Source organism: Pseudomonas fluorescens (assembly GCF_902498065.1).
In the GTDB taxonomy this organism is placed as follows: Bacteria; Pseudomonadota; Gammaproteobacteria; order Pseudomonadales; family Pseudomonadaceae; genus Aquipseudomonas; species Aquipseudomonas fluorescens_BJ.
Map to the genome: position 1 here is coordinate 43,626 of NZ_CABVIR010000006.1, position 15,088 is coordinate 58,713.

Below are 15,088 nucleotides of genomic sequence, written 5' to 3' on the forward strand. Positions count from 1 at the left end.
TGGATTTCCTACGATGAACGAGGCACTTGAGGATATTTCCTACCCGCTTCATCGTAATTTCCTCGCACTTTGCGCATCTCGTCTGCCAGTGACGTCTGATTTTGAGTCCGCGTGATCTGGGCAGGATTTATGGCTGTTAGGGTTCAGGCATTTCCTGACAAGCGACCCTCCAGCCATGACCCAATGCTTCAAAGAACACCCCAGCGATAATCAGCGCCTGAACCACAACAGCACGCCCGTTGCTGACTGTGAATGCAAAGAACAACTGCTTTACGGCGTCAAGACCATGGTGACCAAGGTCCCCATCCTCACGTGCGAATGCCTTTGGCGCATCTACCAACGCCAAGCCGAAGACATCGTTGCCCCTGGCGGCGTGCTGATTGCTGATCCGGTGGAACGCAACCGAGTGATCAACGCAGCCTATGCCCGGCTGTGGTTGCATGATTCGCGGTTTCAGTGGGCCGGGCTTGCTGCATTTGCTTCCAAGCAGGTTGGCTGCGGACTGCTGCATGCGGCGGACAGCATTGGACGTATTGGCGCGGAACATCAATCCCGACAGCGCGTGCGAGATAGCCGTAGTGAATTCGGGTTGTTTACACCTGACAGGATGGCCGAACAGGCCGAAGCGCTGCGTGACTACAAAGAAGCCGATGCGCGTAACCCGGTTCCGTCCGTAGATCTCCGCTTCAAGGGAAATGACTTGTCGTTGGTGCAGCAACAGTTCCGGCATGTCCACGACATGATGGCACTGGGGAACACCACGCTGTTTCTGGATATTTTCCCGCTGCACGAGTTCTATGCGAAGCGAGGCTTGAAGGAGTTGAAGAAGTGCCTGGAAGTGCGAGGGAGGATTTATGGTCATCCAAAGTTTCCAGTGCTTTGGCCGGCAGGGCAGGAAACGCTTGCTTTCGGACAATTTCATCAGGAAATCATTCGTGCTTTCGAATTGATTGATGAAGGGGATACTGCCCAAAGCGTGGAGTTTCTAGCATGGCATGAGCAGCGCAATATCCTCCAGCCAGCCATTTACGAGGACCAGCAATTGGTGGCCTTGCTGCGTACCAATCATGCTGCCTACGTGACCGGTTTTCCCTCTGGCGTGGCTCAGGCTATCGAGTTGACCCTCACGAGCCAATGCCAAAGCGTTAAGGACGAACGCACCATCGGCTTTAGTTCCAACCCGCTGGCGGACTTGTCGAACATCAAGCAGCGCATGCCTTTCGTACTCCGGGCGGCGGCGAGGTTCGATGAGATGCTAAACGACAGCAACCGAGGGGCATTGGAGCAGTCGATTCGAGAAATCGCCTCCGGTGGCGAGGCATGAACTTACGCAGCTGGCGCCGAGGAGCAGGCTGGTTGCTTCTGGCTGTTTTGGCGCTGGCCGCCATACACCAACTGAGACAGCCTTTGTGGGATGAACCGGAAGTCGCCGTGGAGATAGGCGGAACGTATGAAGAGATGCGTAATCGCTCTTCCGCCTCTTTTAGCCCGTTAATCCGTGGGCACCTGTGGCTCGGAGTTCCTATGGTGGATGCACGAATGCGATTCATCGACCCGCAGTTCGGGTTCGTCACGCCTCTGGCTCGCTTTTTCACGGTTGGATTCGACGACAACGTCATTGACGACATCCGCATGTCACCACAAATAGAACCGTTGCTGATTGATGATGCCCTCAAGGTCGTTCTCGACTTACAGGACCAATGGCGCGAAAAAGGCTGGGTGGCGAGGGGCCTGCGGAACAACCCCACCATTGCCGATACACCCGAATGGCGGGCCTGGCTTCGGAAAGGGATCCGGCATGGACGATCTTTTTGGCAGGCAGGCGAAAAGTATCAGGCAATGCTGCTACTAGGCCGTTTCAAAGATTCCAGAAATCCGGCCGAAGAACGCTATCTCATTACTCTTTCGGTGGCTAAGCCGTGGGTACCCTTCGATGAAATTGAAGCCGACTGGGAGCAGGTGTACTCGCTGTGCCTTGGCAGTCCCAAGCCATCGCCGATCCCCGAGTGTGAAGCACTCAGTGAGCAACCTTGAGTTTTCGGCGATGGCCTCCTCACAATCACCTTTCGGAACGATCAATCGAGTGCTGAGCTAGGGCGGATCAAGGTTATCCAGTACCCGGTTCACCGCCAGCTCCCCGAGCATGATCGACTGTTGAATGCCCAGCAGTGTGTTGCTTTGCGATCCTTCCAGATACCTCGCGAAATCACTCGCGATGACGTTGGCTGATGCCAGGGATTCACAGGCGTATTCGAGCAGGGTCTGGTTGTCGATGTCGGGGGCGATGAGGAATATTTTGCTTGGTTGGCGTGGGGCGTCCGGATCGACGTCCGGAGGAGTTGCTGTTGTATTCGTCATGTTTCGGCTACCTACAAAGTGGAGCCACCGAGTCGCTACTAATCAAAAGGGTGGCAGCCGTACGCAGGTTAGTAGACCGGGAAACACGAACCGGCGCGCCCGAGAGCGCCCTACGCACAGCTACCATCAAAGTGCAGGCATGAAATTACCTGACTGTTCGGCATGCAAATGCGCATCGTGTGAACACGGGCTACTAAACCCGATCACTGGAAATCAGTGATGCGAACCAAGTTACCGATGCCCCCCAAAGCGCACAAGCCGGCGGATTCTGGAGTAGTTGTAGGCATTGCCGCAAGGCGCTGTGGTCTTTCCGAGACAGTTCAGAAATGTCCTACACCCTTCACCGAGGCGCCCGCTATGGCATCGGTAGCTGCACACCTTTTTGGTGAACTTGCGGACGCTTTCGCGGGCAAGCCCGCTCCCACAGAGGTTGGTAGTCTGCTGGAGATTGTGCTAACACCGCAGAAACTGTGGGAGCGGGCTTGCCCGCGATTGACTGCGAAGCAGTCACGCTTTCTGTGGTTCGACCTTGCGCGTCAACAACTCCACAAACGCCTTGGCCATCGGCGACTTCTGATCCTTGCGCTGCACCAGCCACACCGCCGACACCGCTTCCGGGTCGAGCAGCGGCCGATAGACCACGCCATCAATCCGCATCCGCTGATAAGACGCCGGCAGCACCGACACGCCGAGCCCCGCCGCCACCAGGCCAATGATGGTCATCGCCTCCCCCGCCTCTTGCGCAAAGTGCGGGCTGAAACCGGCGTCCCGCGCCAGGCTGAGCAACTGCGCATACAGACCACTGCCATAACTGCGTGGGAAAAATACGAATGGTTCGAGCGCCAATGCCGACAGGAACAATCCCTCTTCGCTGTCCTGCACCAACGGATGCTTGGAACTGAGCACCGCCACCAGCGGCTCACGCATCAGCTCCACCACGCTGAGCGAGTCCGGCAAACCCAACGGCCGCATGATCCCGACTTCGATCGACTCATCCACCAGTGCCTCGGCCACTTGGGTGCTGCTCATTTCCCGCAGGTTCAGGTGCACCGCCGGAAAACGCTGGCGAAACGAAAAGATCGCCTGGGGGATGGTCGAGTTGAACGGTGCCGACGAGGTGAAACCGATTTTGAGTTCACCCAACTCACCGAGCTGCGCCCGCCGCGCCACATCCGCGGCTTTGTCGACCTGCGCCAGCACCAACCGCGCCTCTTCCAGAAACAATCGCCCGGCTTCACTCAGTTCCACCCGACGATTGGTTCGCTCGAACAATCGTGCGCCGACTTCCTGTTCCAGCGCTTGAATCTGTTGGCTCAGCGGCGGTTGCGAGATGCCCAGCACTTGGGCGGCGCGGCCGAAGTGCAGTTCTTCGGCGACGGCGATGAAGTAGCGCAGGTGACGCAATTCCATGAAAACCCCATTAGGTCGCAAAACCTCTTAAACAGGTCGAATAATATATTGGATTGAATCATTAGGCAGCTATATGCTTTTTTCATTGCCTGACCGGCTGCGCTGCCCCGAGGTCTGAAGTGAAAACTGCTGTCGCCGCACTCGCCCATGAAGTTCCGCCCGCCGCGCTGGACGATGCCGTCGCCGAGCTGAAGGAAATCTACATCGAAAAAGGCACGCCGATGTTCATGCGCACGGTGTTGGCGCTGTTCTCCGGCGGCTTCGCCACCTTCGCGCTGCTGTACTGCGTGCAACCGATGATGCCGCTGCTGTCACACGAGTATTCGATCAACGCGGCGCAGAGCAGCCTGATTCTGTCGGTGGCCACGGGCATGCTTGCCATCGGTCTGCTGATCACGGGGCCGATCTCCGACCGTGTAGGGCGCAAACCGGTGATGGTGGCGGCGCTGTTTGCCGCGGCGCTGTGCACCATCGCCAGTTCGATGATGCCGAGCTGGCACGGCGTACTGGTGATGCGTGCGTTGATCGGGTTGTCGTTGAGCGGCCTGGCGGCGGTCGCGATGACGTACCTGAGCGAAGAGATCCACCCACAACACATTGGCCTGGCGATGGGCCTGTACATCGGCGGCAACGCGATTGGCGGGATGTGCGGGCGCCTGATTACCGGGGTGTTGATCGACTTCGTCAGCTGGCACACGGCGATGTTGGTGATCGGCGGCCTGGCGCTGATCGCGGCAGCGGTGTTCTGGAAAATCCTCCCCGAATCGCGCAACTTCCGCGCCCGCTCGCTGCACCCGCGAAGCCTGCTCGACGGCTTCACCATGCACTTTCGCGACGCCGGCCTGCCGTTGTTGTTTCTCGAAGCCTTTGTGCTGATGGGTGCGTTCGTCACGCTGTTCAACTACATCGGTTATCGCCTGCTGGCCGAGCCGTACCACATGGACCAGGCGTTCGTCGGCCTGCTATCGGTGGTGTACCTGTCCGGCATCTACAGCTCGGCGAAAATCGGTTCACTGGCCGACAAACTCGGTCGGCGCAAAGTGCTCTGGTCGACCATCGTGTTGATGCTCGCCGGCCTCGCCCTGACCATGCTCACGCCGCTGCCCGTGGTGATCATCGGTATGCTGATTTTCACCTTCGGCTTCTTCGGCGCGCACTCGGTGGCGAGTAGCTGGATCGGTCGTCGCGCCACCAAGGCCAAGGGTCAGGCATCGTCGTTGTACTTGTTCAGTTACTACGCCGGATCGAGCATAGCCGGTACGGCGGGCGGTGTGTTCTGGCACCTCGGCGGATGGAACGGGATTGGCTTGTTCATTGGTGCGCTGCTGGTGGTAGCCTTGCTGATTGCGTTGAAACTGGCCCGCTTGCCGCTGCTGCCGGGGAATGGCTCGATTACTTGAGCACCACCCGCGCCTCAAGCATCGCATCGCGCTTTTCCAACATCAGCGATTGCAAGGCGACGTCGTCACGTTCGGCGCGGTCCAGCCATTGCAGCAACGTCTTCGCGTCGCCGCTGAGGGTCAGGCGCAATACGTCGCTGTCGGTTTCCATCTGCTGGATTTCAAGCCCCGCCGCTGTGGCGCTTTCGCTGACGCGCAGCGACAACGGCTGATGGGTGACGACGGGCGTGGAGGGTCGCGGCTGTGCTCGTTGCAGCTGCGCTGACACGGCCAGTTGCTGTTGGTACTGGCGCTCCATGGTTTGCAGGCGCTGGCGCGTCGGTTGCCAGATCAGGCTGAACACGATGACAGCCAATAAAAATGCGCCCATGGCCAGCAACAGTCGTTGCTCTCGAATGGACAGCCGTTGCCAGGCAGCTTTCATGCTCGATCCTCCACTGTCAGGGTCGCCTGCACGCGGTTGCGCTCTTTACTCGCACTGTCGATTCTGAGCGGCACGCCTTGGTCTCGCCCGCGTTCGCGCAGTTGCTCCAACTCGGCAAAGCTGTTGGCGCTCAGCTGGATTCTCCAGCCATCGCCGGCGCGAAATTCGATGCGCCGGACCTCGACATTGCTTGCGCCGATCACCTGCTCGACGAGCTTCACCAGATCGGCGACGCGCGTGCGCTGAGGCTCGGCGGTGTGCTTTTGAAGTGCGTCGAGCTGCGCTGCCAGGTCGACGATGCGGCTCTGCTCAGGGTAAAGCGTCTTGAACCGCTGCTCGTTCTGGCTGTAGAGCGTACGTGTTTCACGCTCGATAAAATGGATTCGCGCGGCACTCGCGCCCCAGGTCAGCAACAGCAGCGCCAGGATCGTCAAACCGCCGCGGCGCCAGGGCAGTCGTTTGTTGCGCAGGGCGAATTCGCCTTGCAGCAGATTGATGGCCTGCGCGGGGCGGTGGGTCAGGTATTGATCGACATCGGTCGCGCCCTGACGCCCGTCGATCCATTGAATACCCGAAGGCAAGGCCGGTCTCAGCAACGTCAATCCGTCGTCCGTCAATGCCAGGCGGGCCGGTAGCCCTCCGCCGAGCAACCATCGACCGAACCACCACACACCGAGTGCCTGATCCAAGGGCAAAACATCGGCATCGACGAACACCGAGCGCACCTCGATTCCTTCTTCTGCCAGTAACGTGAGCATGGCGGTAAACCGCTGGCGGTCGATCACCATGACCGGATAACGCCCATCCTTATCGCAAGCGCCGATGCTCAGGTGCAGCTTGTCCAGCGCTTCGCTCAACTGATCCTCCACGGCAAACGCGATGGCTTGCGCGTTGGGTTGGCGCTTGGAAGGCCATGGATCACTGCGCACCCAACTGCACAATTCCATGGGCAACAGCAGGTCGACCGCCTGCCCGTTCAGCAACTGCGCCGCTTGATTCAAGGGCATGGGCTGACGCTGCCGAGTCGGGGACCAGACGTAGCAAGGCCAGTCTGTCGACGGTTCGTCCAGGCCTTCGGCGGTCAGGTAAAGCCAGGTATTCATCGCGGCATCTCGTGGGCACTCAAAGGAAGAAGACGTCGTTGCAGGACGTTGAATTGGTGCGTGGCGGCGTCACGTTCGACCTCCGTGGCCAGCCGCAAACGGCGCTGTCCCTGAGTGACCTGCACGGTGATACGGAACCAGCGGCTGGCGGTGCCAAGGCCATGACTGCTCAGGCCCACACCGGAGAGCAGCGGGTCTTGCGTAAAGGCCTGGACGCTGGCCCATCCAGCCGTGGAGGCCTGACGAGCCAATGCCGCGGCCGTGGTCGCGTCCACGCCATCGAGCGTCCTCAGCACCAGCGACGGTGCGGTGTTGACGTTCAACGTTGCATGGCCGGGCAACATTGCCACCCAAGGTTCAAGTTGACGCAGCACCTGAGCGTCAACCCCCGGCAGCAGGCGCAGTTGGCTCAGCTCTCGTAAAGCCCCCACCTGATCAAGTTGCAGCGGTGCAAGATCCAGCACGTCGAGCAAGCGCGCCCAACGCTTAAGGGTGACCTGATCGATCTGCCCCTGGCTCAACAATGAGTTGAGATTGAACCGCCCGGCGAGGTCCTCGATATCAACGCGGATCTGCGCGTCTTCAAGGTCGAAGTCAGGTGTCATCCGCGCCCAGTCCTGGGTCAGGTCGACGGTTTTCGGCGAGAGCTGCGCCGCTTCCTGCAAGCGCAAAAGTGCCCAGTTTTCCCCGGCGACTGCGAGTTGGCGCATTTGAATGTGCTGCAGGGTCTGGCCGCTACTGTGCAGCGACAGGCGATGGCTGCGCAGCAAGCCGCTGGTGATCAACAGCGCCAGACTCATGACCAGCAACACGCTGATCAACGCAATGCCGCGTTGATCAGCCTTCATGGAAACGCGCCGGGCAACAGCAATACTCGACGAATCGCCTCGAAACGGCCCGTAGAGAATTGCACTTCCACCGCCAACGGCGGTTTCACGTCCCGCCCGGATGGCCAGTCGCTGCGCCAACCAGAACGTGCGTCGAACAACCGCCAGCTCAAGTCTCGAACATCGCCCAGCAGTTTTTGCCGTTGCACGAACGGCGTGCCCTCCCCCTGACTTTCACGCCACAGCGTGCCGTTATCGAGTCGATAGGTCAGCGCCTGAAGCTCGCTGCGCGGTTGATCAAAAGGGTTGCGCCAATGGCTGCGTTGCAACTGCAACACCGATTGCTGGAGCACCACCGGTTGATCGGTGACGTGCAACACATCCCGCTCGATCACCGCCACCGCCCGTTGCAGGCTTCTGAACTCACGCTCATGCTCCGTCGTCCCTCGTTGCACCCGCACCACGCCATCGAACAGCCCCCAACTGGCAAGGCCCAGCAACGCGAAAATTGCCATGGCGATGACCAGTTCCAGCAAGGTGAAACCGCGCTGCTTATTCATCACGATGAAGTATCCAGCCACTGGCGCGGTGGACGGTTTGCTCGCGCCCGGAAAGGCTGACGTGAACATCGACCTTGAGCAGCCGCGGGTCAGGCGAAGCGCTGACGTGTTGGCGCAGCAGCCAGTTGCGGCGATCCATCGGCACGACCCGTTGTAGCTGGCCGAGGGTCAATCCGGTTTGCAGGCGTAGTTCATTCAGATGGTTGTCTGCCAGCCACGCGGCGAACAGTCGCTCTTCGACCGCGCCGGTTTGCCTGACCACATATTGGCTCGCCGACAGCACGGCGGCCGCCAGCGTCGAAAAGACCGCCAGGGCCACCATGATTTCCAGCAAGGTGAAGCCCCCCATGCGCGAAACAAACGGCCGGCTAGCCATCGATCACCACCTGGCCAAGGCCATCGCTGGACAGGCTGAGCCAAGTCTTTTTGTCACTGCCAAACATCAGGGTAAAAACACTGGTTTCATCGTTGCTGAACATCAACAACTGCGGAGCGCCTTCGTCGGCGCCAAGGGTGACCCAATGACCCTCCTGTTCAAGTCGTAGCCGTACGTTTTCGGGCCATCGATAAAGAGCCGCCATCGGTTTCCAACCCTGAACATCGAGCCTCATCACCCGGTAACCCTCCACACTCAGCCGCAGGCCGAACTCCTGACCATCGAGCACTGCACGTTCACGCAACTGTTGAATAACGCCCACGATCCCGTGCGCCTCCTGCCGGGCCTGCCGCGCCGGATTCGGCCCGGCGGCAAAACTCACCATGCCCAACAGCACGCCGATCAAAACGATCACGATCATAAGTTCGAGCAAGGTGAATCCCCGACAACGCTGGCGCATGTTTCAGTCGCCCCAGTTACCGATATCGGCTGCATGCCCTTCGCCGCCCTTCACGCCATCGGAACCGAGGGAATACAAGTCATAGCTGCCGTCCACCGATTGCACTCCGGGATTGACGTACTGATAGGGCGTGTTCCACGGATCGACCGGCAAGCTTTTCAGATAACCCTGAGGGTTCCAGTTCTTCGCCGCCGGCAGGCCAGAAGGTTGTTTACTCAAGGCTTCCAGCCCCTGCTGCGTCGAGGGGTAGTTGAAGTTGTCGAGGCGATACATTTCGAGGGCGGTGGCGATGGCCTGGAGATCAATTTTGCTGGCGGTGACTTTGGCCTGATCGGGACGACTCATGAACTGCGGCACCACGATGGCCCCCAGCACACCGATGATGACCACCACCACCATGATTTCGATCAGGGTAAAACCGCGTTGAGCGCGAGGGCTGTTTTTTTGTGCAGCATTCATGGGTCAATTCACCAATTGGTTGAGGCTGAGAATCGGTAGGAGGATGGCCATGACGATCAGCAGCACCACGCCGCCCATCAGCACCAGCATGGCCGGTTCGAAAAGGCTCACGACCAATGCGATACGCGCCGCCAGGCTGCTTTCCTGTTGCTCGGCGGCCCGTACCAGCATGTGATCGAGCTCACCGGCGCGTTCGCCGCTGGCGATCATGTGCAGCATCATCGGCGGAATGTCGCCGCTCAATTCCAGACCGTGGGTCAGCGTTCCACCCTCACGGACCGAGCGCGCGACATCGGCCATGCGAGCGCGGATGGTCAGGTTGCCGATGACAGCCGCTGCGATCTCCAGCGCGTCCACCAATGGCACCGCACTTTTGCCGAGGATCGCCAGTGTGCTGGCGAACCGCGCAGCTTCCATCGCCCGCAACACCTCGCCCATGACCGGTAATTTCAACGCAAGACGGTGCCAGCGCAGGCGCCAGACCGATTGACGCAAACTCCAGCGCCAGAGGCCCAGCAACGTCGCCAGCACGCCCATCAACAGCAAAAAGTTATTGCGCAGCCCATTGCTCAGGCCGATCAGTGCCTGCGTCAGCCAGGGCAACGGCTGGCCGCTGTCGACGAAGATCTTCACCACATCGGGCACCACGAAGCCGAGCAGAAAACCAACAATCGCGACGCTGGCCACCATCAGGATCAACGGGTACACCAGGGCCATCTGAATTGTCTGCCGCGACGCCTGGCGGGCCTGGGTGTAAGCCGCCAGTTGTTCCAGCACATGACCCAAGTGACCGGAACGTTCACCGGCCGCGACGGTAGCGCGGAATAATTCGGGGAATGCCTTGGGAAACTGCGCCAACGCCGTCGACAGGGCATGACCTTCCATCACCCGACTTCTGACCACCGACAGCAGACCGGCAACCTTGCGCTTCGCACTCTGCTTCGTCACCGCTTCAAGGGCTTCCTCCAGTGGCAGCCCCGCCTGAACGAGGGTGGACAGCTGCAAGGTCAACAGCGCCAGATCCGCCGCGCTCAGACGTGCGCTACGAGGATGCGTCCCCGTGTCGCCACCTGCCCTGACCTCATTCAACTCACGCGGCCACAAGCCGCGTTCACGCATCAGTTGCCGGGCATGACGCGGGCCGTCGGCTTCCAGTCGGCCTTTGCAGCGTCGGCCTTGGGCGTCGTCAGCGCGGTAATCGAACGTCGGCACTCGCTAGTCCTCCTGCGTGACGCGCAATAATTCGTCGAGGCTGGTCGCGCCCTCCAGCACCCGCTGGCGACCGTCCTGAAACAGGCTGCGGGAGACCTTGCGCGTCTCCTCTATCAACGCCTGTTCACTTGCACCTTGATGAATCAGAGCCGAGACAGCGGGCGTCACGCTGACTAACTCGTAGATCCCGATCCGTCCGCGATAACCGTGCTGGCACTGGTCACACCCCACCGCCCTGAACAGTTGCGGTGACGCTGCGGAATCGAGCCCGAGGCGCTCACTTGTGGCCTCATCGGCGCGGTATGCCGCCTTGCAATGGGGGCACAACGTGCGCAGTAGTCGCTGAGCCAGAATGCCCACCAGCGACGACGCCAGCAGGTAGGCATCAACGCCCATGTCCACCAGCCGCGTCACGGCACCGACCGCACTGTTGGTGTGCAACGTCGAGAGCACCAGGTGACCGGTCAGTGATGCCTGGACGGCGATTTCCGCCGTCTCGCGATCACGGATTTCGCCGACCATCACCACGTCCGGGTCCTGACGCAAAATCGCCCGCAAGCCACGGGCAAATGTCATGTCCACTTTCGGATTGACCGGCATCTGACCGACACCCGGCAGGTGATATTCGATGGGGTCTTCGACCGTGAGAATGTTGCGTGTCTGATCGTTCAGGCTGCTCAGCGCGGCGTACAGGCTGGTGGTTTTGCCGGAACCGGTAGGGCCGGTCACCAGAAGAATGCCGTGAGGTTTTCCGAGCAACTCGCGCAGCGCAGCGAGGGTATCGGCAGGCATGCCGAGTCGCGGCAATTCCAGGCGCCCGGCCTGCTTGTCGAGCAGGCGCAGTACCACTCGTTCGCCGTGGGCCGAAGGCAGCGTGGAAACCCGCACATCGACTTCGTGCCCGGCCAGTCGCAGGGCCATTCGACCATCCTGCGGGACCCGTTTTTCAGCAATGTCCAGGCGCGCCATGACCTTGATCCGCGACACCAGCAAGGTGGCGAGTTCACGGCGGGGCCTGAGCATTTCGCGTAATTGCCCGTCGACGCGCATGCGCACCGAGAGGTACTGCTCGAAGGTTTCCAGGTGCACGTCCGATGCGTGCTCGCGCACCGCTTCGCTGAGCAGTGCGTTGATCAGCCGGATGATCGGCGCGTCGCCCTGCTGCTCCAGCAGGTCGGCGGTTTGCGGGACTTGGTCGACCAGGCTGAGCAAGTCCAGTTCTTCGTCCAGCCCTTGGGCAACTTGCTCGGCGGCGCTCTGACCTTCGCGATAGGCGGCGGCCAGGCGGGCGGCGAACGCATCGGCGTCCAGCACCTGCATCGGCAGATCCAGAGCGCTTGCCCGTCGGGCTTCCGACAGGGCCGTGAGCGGCGTATTGGCGCGCAGGACAAGGCTTGAGCCTGGCCCGTCGTGCTCCAGCAGTAGGCCGAAACGCCGGGCGAAACCGAAGGGCAATGGTGGGTGGGTTTCGCGCAATACGCTCATGGCGATTCCGCCGCTGGCTTACGCAAATCGAACACAGGGGCGTCGGGCACAGGGTCGAACAACTGACGCGACTCGGCTGGCAACAGCAAGGAGTTGTTCCCTCGCGCGCCGGGCTTGCTCAATTCACGCAGCGCGTTGTAACGCTGCTGGCTGACGTCAGACAGGTCTTCCTTGCTGCGCACGATGGTCGGTCGCAAAAACACCATGAGGTTGCTTTTGGTCTGGGTGTCGCGAGTCCAGCGGAACAGCGCACCGAGGTAGGGAATATCGCGCAACAACGGCACCCCGCTCTGCTGGGTGCGGACGCTGTCTCTGATCAGCCCGCCGATCACGATGATTTCGCCATCGTCAGCCAGGATAGTGCTCTTGAGCGCACGTTTGTTGGTGATCAGGTCCGAAGAATCGATGCCCGATACCGAAGGCGCGATGTCCGACACTTCCTGTGCGACCTCCAGACGCAGCGTCGAGCCTTCGTTGATGTACGGCTTGATCTTCAGGCTGATGCCCACGTCCTTGCGCTCGACGGTGGTAAACGGATTGTCCGCGCCGTTGCTGTTGGTGGCGTAGGAGCCGGTCTTGAACGGGACGTTCTGGCCGACGATGATTTCTGCCTCCTGATTGTCCAGGGTCAACAGGCTCGGCGTGGACAGCAGGTTGCTGCGGGTGTTGCTGGCCAGCGCCGAAATCAACGCGCCGAAGCGGTCATTGCCCAGTTGCAGGATGGCCCCTTCCGGTGCGGATTTTTTCTCGTCAAAGTTCAGCCCGCCGATGATCGGGATGTCGGTGCCGGGGAAGTTGATGAAGCCTTTGGCATCGCCCCCGCTGACGCTCCACTGAACACCCACGGCCTCGGCAATGTCCCCGGAAATCTCCACGATGGCGGCATGGATCAGCACCTGAGCCCTGGGCTGGTCCAACTGACGCACGATGTTCTCGATGGTGCGGATTTGCGCCGGCTCGGCGATCAACACCAGCGCATTCTGGCTCTCGTCGGCCTTGATCATGAAGGTGTTGCCGGATGAGTTATCCCGGGTGCCACCGACGACCGTTGCCGGCTTTCGACCCTGCCCCATCGTTTCGAGGACTTCGGCCAATTGCCTGGCATCGCTGTAACGCAGGCGAATCACGCGCGCATTATCGAGTGTGGCGGTAGCGGGGGTATCGAGACGGCGTGCGAGGTCGATCAGGCGTTGGCGAACCGACGGTGGACCAATGAGGATCAGCCGATTGGTTCTGCTGTCGGCCAGTACCTGGATCGCCGTATCAGCGCTGCGTTTGCCCAGCGAGGACTCCATGACAGTCGCCACATCAGCAGCCTGTGCGTGCTGCATTTGCACCACGGCATGCTGGTTGTTCTGCCCGGAATCCAGTTGCCGGACCACCTGCGAGATACGGTTCACATTAGCCGTGGTATCGGTAACCACCAGCGCATTGGCCGACACCGACGGGCCGACATAACCGGCGGCCGACACCAGCGGCCGAACCAGGCCGGCGATGTCGGAAGCGCTGCTGGTATTCAGCTCGACGACCCGGGTGATGAATTGCGAAGCCGTGGCATTGTTTGCAATACCTTGGCCAGCGCGGGTTTTCGCCTCAGTGACCGGCGTAATCAGGATCCGCTCCCCCTCGTCGATCACCGTGAAGTTGTGGGCGTCCAGCACCGAATAAAACAATCGGCGAACACCTTCGCGGTCGAGGGCCTGACGGGACATGACGGTGATGCGCCCGGAGACTCTGGGATCAAGCACCACCGTAGTCCCGAGAATGGTCGAGATTTCCTCGACGATGTCGCGCAGCTCGGCATTGTTCATCGCCAGTTGCCATTTTTCTTCCTCGGCCTGCGTCGCGCCCGGAAAGAGTGACAGCGCCAACGCGGCGAGAATAAGCAGCGTGCGCAACGCCTGCGCACTGATGGGACGGTTCATGGGTTGATCACTCTGACGGCCCTGAGAGCGGGCTTAGAAAAGGCGCAGAAGTCGCGGGGGCCGACACCTCGGCTTGCGGGTCGAATCGACGCAAGAGGTGCGTGACAGACGTCTGCAGCGTCAGCACTTCTTCTCGCCCCTTGTTCCACAACACTGCCCGATTCGCCTCGACGCGGCGCAGGACGCTGCCGCCCGGCAACGGTTCGCCCACCTGATAAATCCGCGAGCCTTGAGCGTCTGCCAGCAGCGCTCTGGACAACCCTGTGGCAAGGACAAAACTGGCCTGCAGGGTCAGCGGTTCGGCACTGGGAAGCAATGGGGTTCCAGCGGTCAGGCCGAGCACCGTCGCCACCGCAGTGGTATCCAGGGGTGCACGGGACGGTGAGGTCGCCATCGTTGAAACGACGGGCACCGGGACGACACGGCTTTGGCGAACCCCCCACTCTTGCCACACCAGAAACGATCCGTACCCGACTGTCACCAGCAGAAGGCAGAGGGTGCAGAGTCGTCCGCTCACTTGGCGCTGTCACTGCGAACACGGCGGCACAAGGACATACGTCGCAGTACGCGGTGACCGCACAGCTCATGGAAAATCACCGCACCGACATGCATCGCGATCAGCAGTGCAAGCACCAGGCACGCCCCAATGTGTACCGTGGAGAACCGCGTGATAAGCGCTGGATCACTCAACGGCTGCGCAATATCGAACCACCCGAATACATCGATCGGGCGGTCCATCATCAACACACCGGTCACCAGCACGACAGCCACCATCAGGTAGATCAGCGTGTGGGCAAACAGCGCCAGTTTTTCCATGGACGACAACGTGTTCACGCTCGTCTGCCGGGCGTGAACAAAAAAAATAAACAGCCGCCAGACAAAAAACGGGATGAACAGCGTGGTCAGCGACACATTGATAAAGGCAACCCGTTCACCGACACGGGCTGGCACGTCCACATAGGCCACATAGAATCCCGACGCCAGCGTCCAGATGATCACCGCCGCCGACAACCAGTGCAGCCATACGCGTTGGGTGGAGTAACCCAAAACCGTCATTTTTCAACTCGACTTTCAACAGGAATATGAGCC

17 protein-coding genes are annotated in these 15,088 nt (G+C 60.4%); 3 read left to right on the forward strand and 14 right to left on the reverse strand.

What is annotated here, in order from left to right; genetic code table 11:
• Positions 1 to 175 precede the first annotated feature (175 nt).
• Positions 176 to 1,324, forward strand: coding sequence for a DUF2515 family protein (locus F8N43_RS20440; protein WP_150632697.1), 1,149 nt, complete (start codon positions 176 to 178; stop codon positions 1,322 to 1,324).
• Positions 1,321 to 2,034, forward strand: a complete 714-nt coding sequence (locus F8N43_RS20445; protein WP_150632698.1) for a hypothetical protein — start codon at positions 1,321 to 1,323, stop codon at positions 2,032 to 2,034. The genes F8N43_RS20440 and F8N43_RS20445 overlap by 4 nt, the downstream gene beginning before the upstream one ends.
• Before the next feature lie 57 nt (positions 2,035 to 2,091).
• On the opposite strand, the gene F8N43_RS20450 is transcribed toward F8N43_RS20445, so the two are convergent.
• Both F8N43_RS20450 and F8N43_RS20455 read right to left on the reverse strand, forming a co-directional pair.
• Entirely contained in the window at positions 2,092 to 2,358 is a 267-nt protein-coding gene (locus F8N43_RS20450) for a DUF6124 family protein (RefSeq protein ID WP_150654266.1), read from the reverse strand.
• Between the two features lie 507 nt (positions 2,359 to 2,865).
• Positions 2,866 to 3,768 (reverse strand): LysR family transcriptional regulator, encoded by a 903-nt coding sequence (locus F8N43_RS20455; RefSeq protein ID WP_150632700.1) that lies wholly within the window; start codon positions 3,766 to 3,768, stop codon positions 2,866 to 2,868.
• Positions 3,769 to 3,935: 167 nt separating this feature from the next.
• Here F8N43_RS20455 and F8N43_RS20460 point away from each other — a divergent pair, with 167 nt between their 5' ends.
• Complete coding sequence (locus F8N43_RS20460) at positions 3,936 to 5,168, forward strand: MFS transporter (protein ID WP_412072598.1); 1,233 nt, start codon at positions 3,936 to 3,938, stop codon at positions 5,166 to 5,168.
• On the opposite strand, the gene gspM is transcribed toward F8N43_RS20460, so the two are convergent.
• Genes gspM through F8N43_RS20520 form a run of 12 tightly spaced genes read right to left on the reverse strand, consistent with a single transcriptional unit; the run spans position 5,161 to position 15,055 of the window.
• Positions 5,161 to 5,592: a type II secretion system protein GspM gene (gene gspM / locus F8N43_RS20465; protein ID WP_150654268.1), complete on the reverse strand. Its 432-nt coding sequence runs from the start codon at positions 5,590 to 5,592 to the stop codon at positions 5,161 to 5,163. The genes F8N43_RS20460 and gspM overlap by 8 nt on opposite strands.
• Positions 5,589 to 6,695: a type II secretion system protein GspL gene (gene gspL / locus F8N43_RS20470; protein WP_150654269.1), complete on the reverse strand. Its 1,107-nt coding sequence runs from the start codon at positions 6,693 to 6,695 to the stop codon at positions 5,589 to 5,591. The genes gspM and gspL overlap by 4 nt, the downstream gene beginning before the upstream one ends.
• Positions 6,692 to 7,543, reverse strand: a complete 852-nt coding sequence (locus F8N43_RS20475; protein ID WP_150654270.1) for a type II secretion system protein GspK — start codon at positions 7,541 to 7,543, stop codon at positions 6,692 to 6,694. The genes gspL and F8N43_RS20475 overlap by 4 nt, the downstream gene beginning before the upstream one ends.
• On the reverse strand, positions 7,540 to 8,082 hold the full coding sequence (locus F8N43_RS20480; RefSeq protein ID WP_150654271.1) for a type II secretion system protein GspJ: 543 nt from the start codon (positions 8,080 to 8,082) through the stop codon (positions 7,540 to 7,542). The genes F8N43_RS20475 and F8N43_RS20480 overlap by 4 nt, the downstream gene beginning before the upstream one ends.
• The gene (gspI, locus tag F8N43_RS20485; protein WP_150654272.1) at positions 8,075 to 8,458 is read right to left on the reverse strand and encodes a type II secretion system minor pseudopilin GspI; all 384 of its coding nucleotides are present in this window, start codon (positions 8,456 to 8,458) and stop codon (positions 8,075 to 8,077) included. The genes F8N43_RS20480 and gspI overlap by 8 nt, the downstream gene beginning before the upstream one ends.
• Positions 8,451 to 8,918: a type II secretion system minor pseudopilin GspH gene (gspH, locus tag F8N43_RS20490; RefSeq protein ID WP_150632707.1), complete on the reverse strand. Its 468-nt coding sequence runs from the start codon at positions 8,916 to 8,918 to the stop codon at positions 8,451 to 8,453. The genes gspI and gspH overlap by 8 nt, the downstream gene beginning before the upstream one ends.
• A 3-nt stretch (positions 8,919 to 8,921) precedes the next feature.
• The gene (gene gspG, locus F8N43_RS20495) at positions 8,922 to 9,377 is read right to left on the reverse strand and encodes a type II secretion system major pseudopilin GspG (protein ID WP_150632708.1); all 456 of its coding nucleotides are present in this window, start codon (positions 9,375 to 9,377) and stop codon (positions 8,922 to 8,924) included.
• Between the two features lie 3 nt (positions 9,378 to 9,380).
• Positions 9,381 to 10,589 (reverse strand): type II secretion system inner membrane protein GspF, encoded by a 1,209-nt coding sequence (gene gspF / locus F8N43_RS20500; protein WP_150654273.1) that lies wholly within the window; start codon positions 10,587 to 10,589, stop codon positions 9,381 to 9,383.
• Between the two features lie 3 nt (positions 10,590 to 10,592).
• Complete coding sequence (gene gspE, locus F8N43_RS20505) at positions 10,593 to 12,074, reverse strand: type II secretion system ATPase GspE (RefSeq protein WP_150639703.1); 1,482 nt, start codon at positions 12,072 to 12,074, stop codon at positions 10,593 to 10,595.
• Positions 12,071 to 13,999, reverse strand: coding sequence for a type II secretion system secretin GspD (gspD, locus tag F8N43_RS20510; RefSeq protein WP_150654274.1), 1,929 nt, complete (start codon positions 13,997 to 13,999; stop codon positions 12,071 to 12,073). Before gspD ends, gspE begins: the two co-directional genes overlap by 4 nt.
• 7 nt (positions 14,000 to 14,006) lie before the next feature.
• Complete coding sequence (locus F8N43_RS20515; protein ID WP_150654275.1) at positions 14,007 to 14,516, reverse strand: hypothetical protein; 510 nt, start codon at positions 14,514 to 14,516, stop codon at positions 14,007 to 14,009.
• On the reverse strand, positions 14,513 to 15,055 hold the full coding sequence (locus tag F8N43_RS20520; protein WP_150632713.1) for a cytochrome b: 543 nt from the start codon (positions 15,053 to 15,055) through the stop codon (positions 14,513 to 14,515). The genes F8N43_RS20515 and F8N43_RS20520 overlap by 4 nt, the downstream gene beginning before the upstream one ends.
• Between the last annotated feature and the right edge of the window lie 33 nt (positions 15,056 to 15,088).

Bases quoted from the DNA above. Each gene is read 5' to 3' on its own strand.
- F8N43_RS20455 (WP_150632700.1), bottom strand. From the start codon at position 3,768: ATGGAATTGCGTCACCTGCGCTACTTCATCGCCGTCGCCGAAGAACTG.
- gspG (WP_150632708.1), bottom strand. From the start codon at position 9,377: ATGAATGCTGCACAAAAAAACAGCCCTCGCGCTCAACGCGGTTTTACC.
- F8N43_RS20445 (WP_150632698.1), top strand. From the start codon at position 1,321: ATGAACTTACGCAGCTGGCGCCGAGGAGCAGGCTGGTTGCTTCTGGCT.
- F8N43_RS20475 (WP_150654270.1), bottom strand. From the start codon at position 7,543: ATGAAGGCTGATCAACGCGGCATTGCGTTGATCAGCGTGTTGCTGGTC.
- gspE (WP_150639703.1), bottom strand. From the start codon at position 12,074: ATGAGCGTATTGCGCGAAACCCACCCACCATTGCCCTTCGGTTTCGCC.
- gspD (WP_150654274.1), bottom strand. From the start codon at position 13,999: ATGAACCGTCCCATCAGTGCGCAGGCGTTGCGCACGCTGCTTATTCTC.
- gspL (WP_150654269.1), bottom strand. From the start codon at position 6,695: ATGAATACCTGGCTTTACCTGACCGCCGAAGGCCTGGACGAACCGTCG.
- gspM (WP_150654268.1), bottom strand. From the start codon at position 5,592: ATGAAAGCTGCCTGGCAACGGCTGTCCATTCGAGAGCAACGACTGTTG.
- gspI (WP_150654272.1), bottom strand. From the start codon at position 8,458: ATGGCTAGCCGGCCGTTTGTTTCGCGCATGGGGGGCTTCACCTTGCTG.
- F8N43_RS20520 (WP_150632713.1), bottom strand. From the start codon at position 15,055: ATGACGGTTTTGGGTTACTCCACCCAACGCGTATGGCTGCACTGGTTG.
- F8N43_RS20450 (WP_150654266.1), bottom strand. From the start codon at position 2,358: ATGACGAATACAACAGCAACTCCTCCGGACGTCGATCCGGACGCCCCA.
- gspH (WP_150632707.1), bottom strand. From the start codon at position 8,918: ATGCGCCAGCGTTGTCGGGGATTCACCTTGCTCGAACTTATGATCGTG.
- F8N43_RS20480 (WP_150654271.1), bottom strand. From the start codon at position 8,082: ATGAATAAGCAGCGCGGTTTCACCTTGCTGGAACTGGTCATCGCCATG.
- F8N43_RS20440 (WP_150632697.1), top strand. From the start codon at position 176: ATGACCCAATGCTTCAAAGAACACCCCAGCGATAATCAGCGCCTGAAC.